This window comes from Pseudomonas sp. T1.Ur, assembly GCF_023516725.1.
Classification (GTDB): domain Bacteria; phylum Pseudomonadota; class Gammaproteobacteria; order Pseudomonadales; family Pseudomonadaceae; genus Aquipseudomonas; species Aquipseudomonas alvandae.
Genome location: NZ_JAMGSN010000001.1, coordinates 4,997,571 through 5,013,913 on the forward strand (window position 1 = coordinate 4,997,571; position 16,343 = coordinate 5,013,913).

Annotated in this window: 14 protein-coding genes; 1 reads left to right on the top strand and 13 read right to left on the bottom strand. The window is 58.3% G+C overall.

Annotated features, from left to right (window positions below):
* The 10 genes from M8Q45_RS22100 to M8Q45_RS22145 all read right to left on the bottom strand — a co-directional run bounded on the left by M8Q45_RS22100 (position 1) and on the right by M8Q45_RS22145 (position 11,455).
* Positions 1–807, bottom strand: a complete 807-nt coding sequence (locus tag M8Q45_RS22100) for a hypothetical protein (protein WP_249876390.1) — start codon at positions 805–807, stop codon at positions 1–3.
* 72 nt (positions 808–879) lie between these two features.
* The gene (locus M8Q45_RS22105) at positions 880–1,584 is read right to left on the bottom strand and encodes a hypothetical protein (protein ID WP_249876391.1); all 705 of its coding nucleotides are present in this window, start codon (positions 1,582–1,584) and stop codon (positions 880–882) included.
* 5 nt (positions 1,585–1,589) lie between these two features.
* Positions 1,590–2,564 carry a glycosyltransferase family protein gene (locus tag M8Q45_RS22110; RefSeq protein WP_249876392.1) on the bottom strand — a complete coding sequence of 325 codons (975 nt, stop codon included), beginning with the start codon at positions 2,562–2,564 and terminating at the stop codon, positions 1,590–1,592.
* Positions 2,565–2,666: 102 nt separating this feature from the next.
* Positions 2,667–4,088 carry a bifunctional D-glycero-beta-D-manno-heptose-7-phosphate kinase/D-glycero-beta-D-manno-heptose 1-phosphate adenylyltransferase HldE gene (hldE, locus tag M8Q45_RS22115; RefSeq protein ID WP_181290960.1) on the bottom strand — a complete coding sequence of 474 codons (1,422 nt, stop codon included), beginning with the start codon at positions 4,086–4,088 and terminating at the stop codon, positions 2,667–2,669.
* Positions 4,089–4,185: 97 nt separating this feature from the next.
* A complete protein-coding gene (cysC, locus tag M8Q45_RS22120) occupies positions 4,186–4,785 on the bottom strand; it encodes an adenylyl-sulfate kinase (protein ID WP_249876393.1) in 600 nt (199 codons plus the stop codon).
* Positions 4,786–4,865: 80 nt separating this feature from the next.
* Complete coding sequence (locus tag M8Q45_RS22125) at positions 4,866–6,299, bottom strand: PIG-L deacetylase family protein (protein ID WP_249876394.1); 1,434 nt, start codon at positions 6,297–6,299, stop codon at positions 4,866–4,868.
* A gap of 35 nt (positions 6,300–6,334) precedes the next feature.
* Complete coding sequence (locus M8Q45_RS22130; protein WP_249877375.1) at positions 6,335–7,231, bottom strand: GNAT family N-acetyltransferase; 897 nt, start codon at positions 7,229–7,231, stop codon at positions 6,335–6,337.
* On the bottom strand, positions 7,231–9,021 hold the full coding sequence (gene msbA / locus M8Q45_RS22135) for a lipid A export permease/ATP-binding protein MsbA (protein WP_249876395.1): 1,791 nt from the start codon (positions 9,019–9,021) through the stop codon (positions 7,231–7,233). Before msbA ends, M8Q45_RS22130 begins: the two co-directional genes overlap by 1 nt.
* A 128-nt stretch (positions 9,022–9,149) precedes the next feature.
* Positions 9,150–10,337, bottom strand: coding sequence for an O-antigen ligase family protein (locus M8Q45_RS22140; RefSeq protein ID WP_249876396.1), 1,188 nt, complete (start codon positions 10,335–10,337; stop codon positions 9,150–9,152).
* Between the two features lie 5 nt (positions 10,338–10,342).
* On the bottom strand, positions 10,343–11,455 hold the full coding sequence (locus tag M8Q45_RS22145) for a capsular polysaccharide export protein, LipB/KpsS family (protein WP_249876397.1): 1,113 nt from the start codon (positions 11,453–11,455) through the stop codon (positions 10,343–10,345).
* A gap of 152 nt (positions 11,456–11,607) precedes the next feature.
* Here M8Q45_RS22145 and M8Q45_RS22150 point away from each other — a divergent pair, with 152 nt between their 5' ends.
* A complete protein-coding gene (locus tag M8Q45_RS22150; protein WP_249876398.1) occupies positions 11,608–12,240 on the top strand; it encodes a protein kinase family protein in 633 nt (210 codons plus the stop codon).
* Between the two features lie 17 nt (positions 12,241–12,257).
* On the opposite strand, the gene M8Q45_RS22155 is transcribed toward M8Q45_RS22150, so the two are convergent.
* From M8Q45_RS22155 to M8Q45_RS22165, 3 genes are read right to left on the bottom strand one after another with little or no spacing between them, the layout of a single operon-like run.
* Positions 12,258–13,544 carry a CDP-glycerol glycerophosphotransferase family protein gene (locus M8Q45_RS22155; RefSeq protein WP_249876399.1) on the bottom strand — a complete coding sequence of 429 codons (1,287 nt, stop codon included), beginning with the start codon at positions 13,542–13,544 and terminating at the stop codon, positions 12,258–12,260.
* On the bottom strand, positions 13,541–14,446 hold the full coding sequence (locus M8Q45_RS22160; protein WP_249876400.1) for a glycosyltransferase family 2 protein: 906 nt from the start codon (positions 14,444–14,446) through the stop codon (positions 13,541–13,543). Before M8Q45_RS22160 ends, M8Q45_RS22155 begins: the two co-directional genes overlap by 4 nt.
* Entirely contained in the window at positions 14,439–16,187 is a 1,749-nt protein-coding gene (locus M8Q45_RS22165) for a carbamoyltransferase family protein (protein WP_039592494.1), read from the bottom strand. Before M8Q45_RS22165 ends, M8Q45_RS22160 begins: the two co-directional genes overlap by 8 nt.
* Positions 16,188–16,343 lie beyond the last annotated feature (156 nt).

Genomic DNA, 16,343 nt, shown 5'->3' on the forward strand with positions numbered 1-16,343 from the left:
TCAAGCGGAGCGTCGTTTATCCCAATACGTGCGCCACTGCGCAAACAGGTGGAAATAACGATTCTCTCGTTTACCCATGCCGCGCTTGGGCGAGAATGATTCTTCGGCGAAGGCTCCATCGATTCGTACCCGTGATGCCGTGGTCGCCAGTGTGCAAACTTTCACCTGAGCTTGTTGCAACGCGTATTTGAGTAGCCGTTCGGAATGCAGTTTCCTGCCCGTAGCCTCGCAAAAATCGAAAATGCGCTCGATCCGCTTGCCATAGGCCCGGTAGGCATCGCGCCCGCAAATAGCGAAACGGTCGTTCAAGCCCCCCCACCATTGCCAATCCGGTATGTAGGCATTCAATCGGCGCGCGTCGGGGTGGGCAAAAATATAGGCGGGCAGCGCTGTATGGTAAAAGTTGTCGGGACGCACAAACACGACGAAATCCGGATCGAACGGTTCCATCATGGCCGTCACCGCATTCAAGGAATTGAGCTGGTAGATCAGATTCCTGAGCGAAGCATGCTCATCTCCCCAAGTATCGCCCAAGGCCTTGACCCGTTCGAAGTCCCAACGCTCCAGGACCCCTTCGGTGGACTCCAGGCGACCGGTCATGGTGGTGAACGGTACATAGTTGTCCGCTTTCAGTTCACCTTGCTCCCCCGAGCGCGGGTTGCGGATTTCATCAATTTTGTACAGGTGATAAAAACACTGCACTTCGCTCCCGGCAGGAATCTGTGCCAGGACGTTTTCTTGAATGGAGGGGAAACAGATTTCCGAGTTTCTCGGAATACCAAAAAAAGCCAGCGCAACTTTCAACACGCGTCCTGCCCTTGTCGTTAAAAAGAATTGCCCGGCGGCATCGCATCAAGCAACTCAACATGCCAATGCGACTCAAGGGCGACGAAACCACCTTTGCCACCAACGGCAGCGTTGCAACGGCACAACGGTTACATCGGCCCCGAGCAGCCACTGTCGCTCGTACTCCCAAGCGTGCCCGCTCCAGAACTTTCCCGCTTCGTTGGAGAAACCCAAGGTGAAGATTTGATAGTTATAACCCGCATGGCCGCGCAACCAATCGAACAGCACCAGTGCGTTGAAGCCCGTCGAAGGACCGACATAGCGCTTGCCACCCTCCCGGTCGACCGGGTAGTTCCACAAAGGGGGTAATGGCATGCGCTCCCAATACAAGGTCACGCCCGGCAGTGGCGACATATTCCCGGTGCACCCCACCAACATTGTGAAACAACGTGCGTCGGGCAAGCCGAACAATCGCTGCACCTCGGCGTTGTAGGGCAGGCCGAAGAAATAGGCGTCGGGGGCATTGAAGCCATGGACGAACACATTAACGCTGTGCGGACTGAGCAGTGCCGACTTCACGCAGGTATTGAACGTCACGACCACGTCGTCACTGCCGATGTCGAGTGCCTGGAAGTCAGCCGCGGTGATGGCTGGGTTATTCGCCACCAGCACCACCCGCGCCGCCCGTTCCAGGCAATCCTTCAACGCCTGGGGCAAGGCCCCCATCAGCGATTGATGACCGCCAGGCAATTTGTCGAGCGCCATTTCGTCGTTTATTCGGGGAACGCGATCCGCCATGTCGCTTACCCCGGCACCTTCATGCCATAGCGCAGCTTGACCCAACCGCGAGTGAGCGCCGAGGGGGCTTGCCAGGGACGCATATCACGCTGGATTTCCTCGGCCAAGACCCGCCCGACGCGCGCAAACGAATAGCGACACTCGGCAAAGGCCTGGCCATTTCGGGCGATTCGCGCGGCCAGTTCCGGATCGCGCTGCAGCATCTCGAGCTTCTGCACCGCCTCCTCTTCGGAGCGATAGAAGACGGTGTTTTCCATGTCCTCGAAGCCCAGCAATCGGTCTTCCTCGCCCTGGCTCCAAGCCAACAGCACGCAACCACAGGCCATGGCCTCGAAGTTCTTGATCATGAACTCCCCCATGCCCAGGTCGGCGCTGACAAAAATCTTGATGCGATTGAGCGTTTCCAGATATTCGCGACCTGACTGAGTACGCGTTACCAACATACCGGTGCGTTGAGCCAAGGCTTCAAGCAACGCTCGGCGTCGCGCATATTCAGTGCTTTTGAGGCTGCCGAGAAAACCAACGGGAATATCGCGTACGCTGCCGGTGTTATGCAGCATCTGTTCGTCATAACCTTTGGAAACGAACACAGCATCGATGTTCTCGGCTTGCATCCGGCGGGCCACCAGCGCCCCTGACACCAAGGCACGGCAACTGGGCAAGCGGCGATACAGGCGTGAATAGACGCCGTAGTATTTACTTTCGCGCATGTAGTTCTGATAAGCGTCGTGTTCAAGGAAGATCAGTCCCGGAATGCACTTCAATACGCTCAACTGCGGGGCGAGGCGTTTGACCCGCGAAAAGACCACCACCCGGTCGAAATCTTGATAATTGACCGAGACAAGGAATCGGCCAAGCTTCTTTTGTTGCTGCTTGGTCAAGCGATAGACGGTGCAGTCATTGCAGTTTTCCTGCACGACCTGATACAGGCGGTCGAGAATCACACGCTGTTCAGCCATCACCAGAAGCATGACTTTCATAAGTTAATTAGCCACCGACCGAAACAACCAGAGTCGGTGGGCAAGCTCGACCCCCCAAAGGTAGAAACTTGCCATGTAGGACCTCCCCGAAGGCAAGAAGATTCAGCGGCTGCGAATCTTCTCGACAATAGCTGTTGTCGAACTGTTTTCCACCAGCCCCAATACCTTCACGGTGCCACCGTAGGCCGTGACGATATTCGCACCCACGACTTGATCAATCCCATAGTCACCGCCCTTGACCAGCACATCTGGCTTGACCTGGGACAGCAGGTTTTCCGGCGTGCCTTCGCTGAAGCTGATCACCCAGTCCACCGCGCCAAGGCCGGCCAGGACTGCCATACGTCGGTCGACGCTGTTGATTGGGCGCCCCGGCCCCTTCAGGCGACTCACGGATGCATCGTCATTGACCGCGACGATCAGGCGATCGCCCTGTGCCCTGGCTTGTTCGAGATAGGTCACGTGGCCTGCATGGAGAATATCGAAGCAACCGTTGGTGAACACGATTCTTTCGTTGTGGGCACGGGCGTCGTCAACCGCCAGCAGCAGTTGCTCCAGGCCCAATACGCCCCGCTCGGAGCCCTCTTCCCGCTGGATGGCACGACGCAACTCGGGAGCGCTGATGGCCGCCGTACCGAGCTTGCCGACGACGATACCGGCTGCCAGGTTCGCCAGGGCTACTGCGTGAGGCAGTTCTTCGCCAGCGGCGATGGCCGCTGCGAGCGTGGAAATCACGGTGTCTCCGGCGCCCGTCACGTCAAACACTTCACGGGCTCGGGCCGGCAAATGCAGGGCCGGGTGATCAGGCCGTAGCAGCGTCATGCCATGCTCGCCTCGGGTGACCAGCAACGCCCCCAGTTCAAGGTCGTGCATCAACTGTGCACCCTTGCTCACCAACTCGTGTTCATCAGCGCAACCGCCGACGATGGTTTCGAATTCGCTGAGGTTCGGCGTGATCAGGCTGGCGCCACGGTAGATGGAAAAGTCCTTGCCCTTGGGGTCTGCCAGCACCGGAATGCCACGGGCACGAGCAGCCTGGATCAGCACCTGATGGTTCTTCAACGCACCTTTGCCATAGTCCGACAACACCAGGACCTTGATCCCTTCGAGCAGATTATCGACCTCGGCACCGAGGGACAGCGGATCGGTGGCGAACGGTTCTTCGAAATCGATGCGCAGCAATTGCTGGTGACGGCTGATGACTCGGAGCTTGACGATGGTTGGCTGATGCGCAATGCGCTGGAAAATCGCCCGAACACCCGCGCCCTTGAGGCTGTTGGCCAGGCTGTCGGCGGCCTCGTCATCGCCGGTCACGCCCACCAGCGACGCCGGAGCGCCGAGTGCGGCGATGTTCAGGGCAACGTTGGCGGCACCGCCGGGGCGATCCTCGATGTGCTCGACCCTGACCACCGGTACCGGGGCCTCGGGGGAAATCCGTGATGTACCGCCATGCCAGTAGCGGTCGAGCATGACATCGCCGACCACCAATACAGGGGCTTGATCGAATCGCGGCATGGACAACTTCATGGAGCATTCCACATACAAAATGAACAGGGCGGGGATATTAGCACAGGGCTGGAGAAGGCTCGTCCATGGCTGTAGCCGGATGTGACAGATTGTTGGGTCAGGGCTGTACCGATGCCCATAACCGCTCGCAAGCCTCGCTCAGTTCCAGGTCGCCGGTGTCGATATCGCAATCAGGGGCCAGCGGAGCTTCGTATGGGCTGTCGAGGCCAGTAAAATTTTTCAGCCGTCCGGCACGCGCCTCTCGATAGAGGCCCTTGGGGTCACGCCGCGCGCACACCTCGAAGGGGGTGCTGACGTAGACCTCAAAGAAGGATCCCTCAGGAAACAAATGTCGCGCGGCCTCACGATCGGCTCGATAGGGCGAAATGGCCGCGACAATCACAACCAGCCCGGCGTCCACCATCAGCCGCGCGACTTCGGCGATGCGTCGGATATTTTCCTTGCGCGCTTCAGGCGTCATGCCAAGGTCGCTGCACAACCCCCGGCGCAGGTTGTCACCATCAAGCAGGCAGGTGTGAAAGCCCTGCTCGTGCAGCCGCACATCCAATGCATTGGCCAGGGTCGACTTCCCCGCCCCGGAAAGGCCAGTCAACCAGATGCATCGCGGTTGTTGAAATTTGATCGCGGCCCGAGCCTGCGGGGAGATCGTCAACGCGTGAGCCGGGTTCTGTTTTTCGATGGATGCCGCTTTTGACATTCTTTCCATGAATCAAGCACCTCCCATGCTTACCGATTGCTCAGAAGTAAAGCACAGGCCAATTCCGCCAGCTCAACGAATCAGGGGCGGCGGGCCTGGCCGTCATCCTGCGGTGGCATACCCAAACGCCGGACCCAGAAGAGTTCGTGCCGGCGAACCGACTTTCGAAAGAACTCGTCCTCTCCGGTACGAGGCCAGCGGCGCCCGGCTAGCAGCCGCTGGATGGCGCGGCGCAAGCGGCGCTTGAACGGAGGACGGCCCTGCAGGTCATGTTGCATACCCAGGGCCATAGCCTTGTCCATGCGCACGGAAGCATCCAGCAAAGGGCTCCACAACCCATCGGCCGGCAAAGGCTCGATGGCGGGTGGCAGCGCGATGCCATAACCCGCAGGGCCCATCGGCCAACGGTCGTTGTCGTGCAGGTGGTTGGCATAGAACAGTAATGTTTGCGGCCGCCAGGCGCTGAGTTCGATCGCCTCCATCAACGCCCGCGTGCCCGCGATGTGGTCGCTGTGGGGGTCCAGCTCTGGATGCGGCGTGAGGACCACCTCGGGTCGATGATGTTCGAGCAGGTGAGTCAGGTCGGCCACCAGGTTACGCCATGTGGGCATGCCATCAACGTCACCCGGCAGGCTCAGGGCATTGAATCGACGGACTTCGCGGATATCGTTCTCGCCCGACTCCAGCGAACCGAAGCTCTGGGTCGGCGCCTTCGCCATGGCGTCCAATTGCAGGCAGTAGTAGCCCAGCTGAACACATTGCTGTTGCGCCACCCCGCCCCATAAAGGCACCGCCAGGCTGTCCCAACTGCGCAAGCGCCCCTTGAGACGAGCGGCTTGCGCAGGGTCCAGGCCCATATCGCGATAACGCTCAGCCTCGATCTCTCCTTGGGTGAGCGTAACGATAGCGACCTCTGGCGCGCGGCTATACAGCCCGAAGGCCGCCAGTTCGGCATCGTCGGCATGTGGTGCGACGATCAGCAAACGCTGCTGTGCGAAATCCGGGTTGCTCAGGACATGCAACGTCGCCTGTGGCGCAACCCTGCAAAAACGGCCACGTAGCGCCAGGGTTCCGGACGCCAGTGCCTGCCCTTGCCCGGTCAGGTTGAGAAAACGCTCTGCGCCAACCCCCCTCTCCAAGTCCTGACGGTCATCCCCGATCAGAACCTGGGGATCAAGAAAATGCCCCAACCAGCTGCTTTTGACCCGTACCTGCAAGACCAATGTCTGATGAGTATCGAACGCTCCCGCGACTTGCAGGCAGCCGTCCCTCAGCGTGACAGGAAATTGCGGAGTGCCCGCCGGAAACTCATAGCGATAGTCGTCACCGGGGGCATAGAACAGATGGTCGGAGAGCCAGGCCTCGTGCGCAACCCAGCCCACCACAAGAAACACCACGAGCGACCACCACGACACCGTATAGCCAAGCAGCAACGCTGCCAACAATACTCCAACCAGCAGCAGGCGCTTGCGTTGACGATGACGTTTTAGCAATTGCTGCTTGCGTGCGCTCACGGTTTGTCTCTCTCGCTCATGGGTTGTGTCTTTGCTCAAACCTGATAGACCGGAACCCGCTTGCACCATCGGTCCTTGTATTCACGGTCGGCACGGCCGAACGAGTAACGCAACGGCTTCCCAAGCGCCCGGGCATGCTCCCACTCGGCCTGGGTATTGACGTAACTGAGCACGCTGCCAGGGCTGAACTCGCGACTCTGCGGGTCAACCCCGCCGTTGATATATTCCAGGCTGACCCACTTGGGCGCCTCGACCCTATAGAGAATCTGGATGGCCACCGGCTCGTCATTCAGGTAGATCAGCGATCCGGTCATGAACTCACGCAAAAGGCTAAACACCTCGGCCAGGTGCGTCCTGCCAGGCGCCTCGAAATTCCATCGACGCTGGAACAAGTCGGCATAAACGGCGGCCTGTTCACTGGCGGACAACTCCAGTATCGGCCGGATAGTGCCACCGGCGTCCTCAAGCAACCGCTGCTCACGACGCTGGTTATAACGGAATTTCTTGCTGTACTCCTCAGGCTCCCGCGCCAGTGCCAGACCTTCGGACTGCTCAGTGAGGCCAAGAACCCGCGGGGCATTGAGTTCCGATACATAGCGCATGCGGTGCCGCAGGCGAATCTGGGCGTCTTCACGGACGGGCAGGATGACCTCGGCATTGCCAAGATCGATCATGCCCCGCTTGCCTTCACGCTTGAGCACATCTTTTGACAGCGCAACATGACGACCCCACGTTGGCATGGCGGCACACAGTTGGCCGTTGGCAAACCATCCAAGATAACGCACCGCGATGCCCACCAACCCGGCCAGGCGTTCGACCACATCAGGGTGTGTCGCCACGCTGCCGCCGAACTGATGCCAGGCTCGGGCGTAAGCCGCAGCGTCTATAGGTGTCCAACCGCTTTCTCGCCAGGCCCGCCAATGACTCAGGATCAAACGAAGGACTCCTTCGCCGCCTCGTCAGTTTCCTCGACAAAATCCTTTTCGTGCAGGCGTGCGTAAAAGCCGTTCAATGCCAACAGCTCGGCATGTGTGCCTCGCTCGACAATACGGCCTTTATCCATCAGCAGAATAAGGTCAGCCTTTTCAATGGTGGACAACCGGTGGGCAATCACCAGGGTGGTACGGCCCTTCATCACCTGGTCCAGGGCTGCCTGGATATGACGCTCGGACTCAGTGTCCAAGGCCGACGTCGCCTCATCAAGAATCAGCAGCGGAGCATTCTTGAGCAAAGCCCGGGCAATCGCCAGACGTTGGCGCTGGCCACCTGAAAGCAAGACTCCGTTCTCACCCACCAAAGTGTCATACCGCTGAGGCATCTGCTCGATGAACTCGGCCGCATAAGCGTCTTCAGCGGCCTTGCATACGTCTTCAAACGGTGCGCCGGCCAGGTCGCCATAGGCGATATTATTGGTAACAGTGTCGTTGAACAGCGTCACCTGTTGATTTACCAGGGCGATATGGCGACGCAGGTTGGTCAGTTTGTATTGCTCGACATCCACTCCGTCCAGCAGTATCTGGCCCTTGTCATGGTGGTAGAAGCGGGGAATCAGATTGGCAAGGGTCGATTTGCCGCTGCCCGAGCGCCCAACCAATGCGACCATCTGGCCCTCTTCGGCAGTAAAGGAAACATCGTCGAGCACAAGCTTTTCCGTGCCAGGGTATTGGAAGCTCAGGTTGCGCACTTCCAAACGGCCATTGATCCTGGCTATTTCCTGGGTACCCGTATCGACTTCCGGTTCTTCGTCGAGTTGCTCGAAAATGCTCTCCGCCGCCGCCAGCCCTTTCTGGATCGTGGCGCTGACTTCCGATAATTGACGGATAGGCTTAGGCAGCAACCCGGCGGCAGTTATGTAGGCAACCAGTTCTCCCGCCGAGGCATCGCCACGCAGGTAAAGCACCAGGTACATCAATACCGCCATACCGATGTAGATCACCAGCTGCAACATCGGCGTGTAGATCGATTGGGTGCGGGTCATGCCCAGGCTGCGGTTCATGTTATCCGCGCTGGCCTTATGAAACCGTTCGATTTCGTAGTGTTCGCCGCCGAAGCTGCGTACCACCCGGTAGCCTTGAATGGTTTCCGAAGCCACGTGTGTCACATCGCCCATCGCCACCTGGATTTTCTTGCTTTGCTTGCGGAATTTCTTGCTGGCACTGCTCACCAGGACGGCAATGACCGGCAATATCGCCAACAACACCAAAGTCATTTTCCAGTTGCTGTAGAGCAGGTAGCCGAACAGGAACACCACGGTCAGGCCTTCTCGGATGACTACCTTGATGGCATCGGTGGCGGCACCGGTGACCATGGTCACGTTGTAGGTAATGCGGGAAATCAGATGGCCAGAGTTATGGTTGTCAAAATAACGATTGGGCAAGGTCAGCAGGTTGTCGAACAACGCACACCGCAAGTCATGGACCACGCCCCGGGCGACCTTGGCGAGGTAGTAGTTGCCAAGAAATGAACCGACGCCCTGGTAGACCGCAATCAGTACTATCAGTAGCGGAACACCCAGTACCAGCGAGACCCCCATGAACTGGGTGTCATTTGGCTTTTGCAGCGCATCGAGAAAATGCTTGAGCATGTCCGCCAGCATCGGCTGGCTGGATGCGAACAACACGAAGCCAACGATACTGACGGCGAAAGCGCCCCAATACGGGAGTACGTATTTCAGCAATCGCAGGTAGATCTTCATGCTCGATTGCTGGTCGGAATTGGCCATTCGGTGCGCCTCGCACGTTTGAAAAGACAGACAGGCTGCGGATTGTAACAGCGAACCAACGACAAAATCGGCCCACACAGGACGAAGTGGCAGGGCATGCGGAAGGACTTCTTCACCGCACTGCGTTATCAGCCAGCAGCAGGGATACTCCGGATGGAACCGCTGATTTCAGGCGTACCACGAGCAGCCAATACAATGCTCAACGCAATCGGCAGCCACGTGATGAACCAATCCGCGTTAGGTTTGAGCCATAGGCCAATGCCGTCTGTCAGCAATGACGTGCCGGAGAAAACCCAGAGTATCAGCAACACCTGACCCAGCGGCTGCGCACGTGAAACCCAACCACGCCAGCCAGCGGCCAGCCAGAGCGAACAAAACAATATCAGGCCAGGCACACCGAGACGTACACCGGTATCCAGAAAAAGGTTGTGGGGATGCTTGAACGACCGCGAGAGTTCAGGGATCGGAATGAGATATTCATGGAAGCCCAACCCCGTCGCCCAATGCTCTACTATCAATCGAACACCAGCGCCCCACAGTTGCGGCCGATAGGAAATTCCACGTTGCAATAGAATCTCGGGCTTGAATATAGCGATGAATGCTACCCCGGCAATGCCTAGAAAGATCAACGCTCCGGTCAGCCTCGACGGCCTGGCCACGCCTGTTACCAACAAACCCGCGGCCAAGCCTACCCATACACCGCGGGTCTGATTGAAGCCCAAAAACATCGCATATCCCAGGAAAGGAATGACCAACAGCATCATTGCCAAAGGACTGAAACGTTTGGTCTGCATCGTAAAAATGCCAATGATTGCGAGCGCCCCCACCGCATGCGCGGCCGGAATGGCGGTGTTCCATACGCCAATGGCAAGCACTCGTGCGCTAAAAGGCTGAGCGGCAAACTCATAGAAATAGATCCAGGAGGCCAAAGCAAAAAAACCGCCCAGGATCGACGCATACAACAACATCGATTCGAGCCGCCATTTACTGTTCTGTGCCGCCAGCAAAATGCCGAACAGCGTCAGCGTCACGTAGAGCGTAACTTTCGCCTTGCCGAAACCGCTGTCACCGCCCTCAACCAACAAGACCAATAACGTCCAAGCCATGAATAATGCAAAAAGCGCCCACTCCGGCTGCTTGAACAGCAGCCTGAAATCCCGATGGAACAACGCCAGCAAGGCGGGCAGCCACAGCAGGACAATCAACATCTGGTGATACACCTTATTGCTCGGCAGGACCCACGCCCCACAGAGCAGAACCAGAAAGCCAATGGACGCCCATGCCACCAAGACATCCTTATCGATAAGTCTTTTCATATTCCTCAGCATCCAACTTTACTCAATATCCGATCCGTAACCCGTTGAAGCTGGGCTCTATCCGCATTCTTCCAACCACCCTTGATACAGTAGTGCTCGGAAAGGTAGTGGAGAAAGTTGCGCCGCAAACGCTCATTGAGCGGCCACTTGGGAAATGCACGAGACAGCTCCACCACCCGCTCGGGGTCGTCGGCATGCATCACCAGGCCCTCGATGTTGAAAAAAGCCTGGCCCAGCGTGAGGACGGGCTTGCCCAACAACAAGCTTTCCAGCCCCACGGTCGAATTGATGGTAATCACGAACTGGCAGGCTTCGATCAGCTGCTGTGTGGCATTGCCATTGGCGAAGAGCAGGCGCTCATGACAGCGCTCGTGCAGCTCGGGATACGTCTCGCGGCTGGACGGATGCTCCTTGAAAACTACCGTCAGGCCAGTCTCCTCGACCAGGCGCTCGCCCAGCGCAAACATCTCGCGCATATTCCTGATCCACGGAGAGAACAGCCGGACCTGGCTGTCTCGATCGTCCTGGAACGGAATGAATATAAACTGCCCAGGCAGTGCAATCGGCGCCGGGCCGGTAGTACGAGGCGCACGGGGAATCAGCACCGCTGGCGCCTGGTCCTCTGGTACCGAATGCGGGTAATTGAGGTAGAAATCGGCTTCGCGCGGAACCGCATTCAGATAGTTCACGCCACGCGGGTCCACCGTCGTTGTATCGGGCAACAAACCATTCTCGAAAAAAAACATCCTGCAGCCCGTCGGCGCGAGCGCCACCAACAATCGGCAATAACGATGAGAACCGTTCCAGAACGCCAATACATCAGGACGCTCCTGATCAAGCAAAGCCTGGGCGCGCAGTGCCATCCAAAAAAGTTCGAGGCGTAACAGCAAGCGATACAGAAGGCCGTCGTACTTGTTCTTGACTCGCCGCTCCTCGCATTTTTCCTGGATCAAGCTCGACCAATCGACGCGCGAAATGACCCTGGAGATCAGCAGAGACCTCGGCCAAGGCATTTGTTGGGGAGTGACGACTTTACCCTGTAATTCGGTTTCGCTGAGCAAGCGATTGAAATAGAGGCCTTGATGCTTGGCCAAGGAAATGAACAGCGTTTTTATCATGGAACTTCCAGGAAGACGGCGCCATGCAGGCCCTTACACAGAGCGAGCATCTTGGAAAATTGGCGCGACTATACCACAGCGGTTTTTGCAGCCCGCACACTGCGTTAACATATGCGGCTGCCCATCCCATCGGGCCAAGCCCCGGAGCCTTGATGCAAACGCTCGACCATACTGTTTACCTCAGCCTGCGTGAAGGTGCCGATGTCCTCGAAGCTGACCGCCAGGGGGATAAAGTGCTGCGCTTGGCTGATGGCTCGATGTTCAAGCTGTTTCGCCGCAAACGGCTGCTGACCTCCGCACTGTGGTCGCCCTACGCCAAGCGCTTCGCCGACAACTGCGAGATTTTGCAGGGGCGCGGCATCGAATGCCCGCACATTCGCCACGTCTATCGCATTCCCTCAATTGAGCGTGACGCCGTCCATTACGACCCTCTGCCCGGCAGCACGCTTCGTCAGTTGCTGGGCAGCGACGACCTTGGCAATCTTCGCGCACAACTTGGTGAGTTCATGGCACGCCTGCATCAGAGCGGTATCTATTTTCGCTCGGCGCACCTGGGGAACGTCGTGCTGACGCCCGAAAACTCTTTGGGTTTGATTGATATAGCTGACCTGCGCACCTATGGCAGACCACTGCGCAAAGGCCTGCGCCTACGCAACTTCAAGCATATGCTGCGCTATCGCCAGGACCGCGAATGGCTACTGCGCGACGACCAGTTTCTGCAGCACTACCTTAGTCACCAACAGACGTGCAGTGAACTGGAGCTTAGAACGGCGCTCAACGCCTGATTTGCCGGAGATCGATGTCAACCGGCAGCGGGCAATCTGAAGGTTTCGAATTTTCGCTCGGGGTCCACGCCTTGCAGCAAGCCTTCGATCAGCTCGACGGTTTTTGCCAGCCCTTGGGAGCCGTAGACCAAATGGTAATCGGCGAAACCTCGGGCCTTTGCCACGGACTCTGGATAATTGCGCTCAAGCGCTTGCAACTGATGAGAGAAAGCCCCCTCGTCACGCACCTGCGGCCCGAAAAACAAGGCGTGAGCAAAAATATCCACATCACTGCCAGCATTTACGTAGATGACCGGCCGACCAGCCAAGCCGGCTTCTATTCCGGCATTGGACATGATATTGACCACAACGCTGGCCCGCGCCAGAGCCTGGGCCAATGACTGATTGATATCCAATAGCTCGATATTGGAGAAACGTGTAGCCGCATCGCTCCAGAATTGAGCCTTGCTGCGCGGGTGGCGCTTGAACAGCACACGGTAGTGAGGATTGCGTCCAGCCCACTCACGCAGTAGCCGATAGGTTTCTTGATAACCGGACTCCTTCTCGCGATCCGGCCCGACCCCCAGGATCAATAATGTCTTGATCGCTGGATCCGCAACAGGCAAATCATAAGTTTCATCGGCAAGGTACGAACCGAGCAGCACCACCGTCGACTCGCCAAACCGCAACGTCCGCTCTTGCAACGCCACCCATGAACTACGACCAAAGACACCGTAGTAATCGTAGTCATTCATTCCCAGCCGGCGAGAGGATTCCAGCGTCGTCGCGTGGGCCAGATGCAGCAACCGGGCGCCACGCGCAGCCAATGCAAGACGCAGGAACGGTGCATGGAGACTGCCATTGCGCTCGTTGATCAACACTTTTGGTTGATACGTCATCACCAGCCACTGGGCGTGGGCGGCATAGACCAGATAACGTAGCGGCACGGACTGTGGCGGAGCCAAAAGCATGCGTTCGCTACAAGCATGCGAGGGCGATCGAAGCGCAGCCTCCGTCAACCGGCATCCTCGCTTGCGCAGTGCATCGATCAGGATATTCTTGCGCTGCAACGCCATGGATTTTGGCGCCGAATGCAGCAGCAGCACCTCACAGGGCGTGGTGTCTACCGAATTTCTCAAGCATGCCTTGGCACGCAGTCCGACCGCGATATCAACCATCACATCGCGAAGCAGCCGCAACAAACTGCCAAGGCGACCATGACGCTGACGCAACAATTTCCAGCGATAGAGGTCCAGTTCACGAGCTTTTCGGGCCCAGTTGTCGTCGGCCTGGAAGACAGCGTGATCAGGACTCGAAGCGCTCACTTGAACAACAACCGGACGGCCTTGCGGGTGTAGGACCAGCGCATGATCGAAAAAAAGTTGGTTCGTACGGCTCGGGCATAAAAAGCCTTTGCATGGACATAGTCCCCAGCGCTATAGCAGTCGCGGAACAACGACAGGCAGCGCTGGGCGATAAAGGCCTGACGCAGGTCCTGCAACTCCGCCGGCATCCGCGCAGGAGCAAACACCTCGTCCACCATACCCACCCCCGCCGCCAGGCTTTGCTTGAGGTCATGTCGCATGCTGTCATCATGCTTGTGGATCAGCGCGAGCGGCTGATCCAATGTGGAACATGGAAAGCGCGCAAGCACTTGGGCAAACACAGGTATATCTTCGACGTTACGCAGGTGCAAAGGATAATTGCCTGGCCCAAACACCTCCCGGTGCATGACACAGGCTCCGTTGGACAGCGATACCGTCTTTTCCAGCAGATAGCCACGAACACGTTCACGCGGCGTCACCGGCAAGGGCGTGGCGCTGTGCCGGACGCGACGACCGTCGGAGAACACCGACCAATGGCCGCCAATAATCAAACGACTCTCGGGGTTATCGGCGACATGCCGGGCCACAGCCGCCAGCGCGCCCGGCGCCATCTCATCATCCGCATCAAGGAAGATCAGGTACTGGCCCCGGGCTTCCTCGATCCCACGGTTCCGCACCGACGACAGACCACCGTTGGGTTTGCGCAGGGCTCGAAAGGCCCCGGCATGCTCGACCAGCAACTGCTCTACAACTTGAGGCGTCGCATCAGTGGAGCCATCGTCGATCACCAGCAGCTCTGCCTGGGCTTCGCCCAACTGCGCAATGACAGAATTCACCGCTCGCGGCAATGTCTCGGCGTAGTTGTAAGCTGGAATGATGACACTGACCAACATCTCAGTCATAAGCATCCACGCCGTCTTTGACCACCAGAATGTCTTCCATGATCAGGTACTGCAGGTCCGAACCGAAGAACATGTTCAGCGCGTCGGTCGGCGAGCAGATCATCGGTTCGCCGCGGCGGTTGAGCGAGGTGTTCAGCGACACGCCGTTGCCGGTCAGGACTTCCAGGGCCTTCATCATGTCGTAGTAGCGCGGGTTGTATTCGCGCTTGAGCACCTGGGCCCGGGAGGTGCCGTCTTCGTGGACGACTTCCGGCACGCGGGTCTTCCATTCTTCGGCGACTTCGAAGGTGAAGGTCATGAACGGTGCCGGGTGATCGACCTTGATCATCTGCGGTGCAACGGTGTCGAGCATCGACGGGCAGAAAGGCCTCCAGCGCTCGCGGAACTTGATCTGCTCGTTGATACGATCGGCCACGCCGCTGGCGCTCGGGCAACCGATGATCGAACGACCGCCCAAGGCACGCGGGCCAAACTCCATGCGGCCCTGGAACCAGGCCACCGGGTTGCCGTCGACCATGATCTTGGCGATGCGCTCGGGGGTGTTGTCGATCTTGCGCCATGCTGGCTTGCTCGGGTGGCGGGCGCACGCGGCGATCACGTCTTCGTTGCTGTAGGCCGGGCCGAGGTAGACGTGTTCCATCTTCTCTACCGGCACGCCACGGGCGTGGGACACATAAGCGGCCGCGCCCACCGCCGTACCGGCGTCGCCGGAAGCCGGTTGCACGAACAGCTCCTTGACGTCATCACGGGCGATGATTTTCTGGTTCAGCTTGACGTTCAACGCACAGCCACCGGCGAAGGCCAGCTTGCCGGTTTCCTTGAGCACGTCGCCCAGGTAGTGGTCGATCATCTGCAATGCGAGCTTCTCGAACAGCGCCTGCATGCTCGCCGCGTAGTGAATGTACGGCTCGTCGGCGATGTCGCCTTCACGTTTCGGGCCGAGCCATTCGATCAGCTTCGGCGAGAAGTAGAAGCCCTTGCCCTTCTCTTTATAGCGGCGCAGGCCGATCACGTTGGCGTAGTCGGTGTTGATCACCAATTCGCCGTTTTCGAACGAAGCCAGGCGCGAGAAATCGTACTTGGTGGCGTCGCCATAAGGCGCCATGCCCATGACCTTGAATTCGCCGTCGAGCATTTCAAAACCGAGGAACTCGGTGATCGCGCCGTACAGGCCACCCAGGGAGTCCGGATCGAAGAATTCCTTGATCTTGTGGATCTTGCCGTTTTCACCGTAGCCAAAGAAGGTCGTGGCGTATTCGCCCTTGCCATCGATGCCCAGGATCGCGGTTTTTTCCTGGAAGCCCGAGCAATGATAGGCACTGGAGGCGTGGGCCAAGTGGTGCTCGACCGGCTCGATCTTGATCTTTTTCGGATCGAAGCCCAGTTGCTCCAGGCACCAGACGATCTTGCGGCGATAGCGCTTGTAGCGACGGTTGCCCATCAGGATCGCATCGAGGGCGCGGTCCGGTGCGTACCAGTAACGCTTGGCGTAGTGCCAGCGAGCTTCGCCGAACAGACTGATCGGGGCAAACGGGATCGCCACCACATCGACGTCCGAAGGCTTGATGCCGGCCTGCTCCAGACAGAACTTCGCCGACTCGTAGGGCATGCGGTTCTTTGCATGTTTATCGCGTACGAAGCGCTCTTCCTCGGCCGCCGCGATCAGCTTGCCGTCAATGTACAGCGCTGCGGAAGGATCATGGCTAAGGGCGCCGGACAGGCCAAGAATCGTCAATGCCACAGGGTCTAGCCTCTTATGTCTGCATACGGGCGACAAGCGCCGCGAAAAATGAATGTGCCGCGCACCCAGGGGTGCGGGGCAGCTAAAGGGCGGGATTATAGCTGAAAAGCGGCCTTAAGCCTCTAGCGATGAGTAGCCCGCGTTTATAGCGCTGGC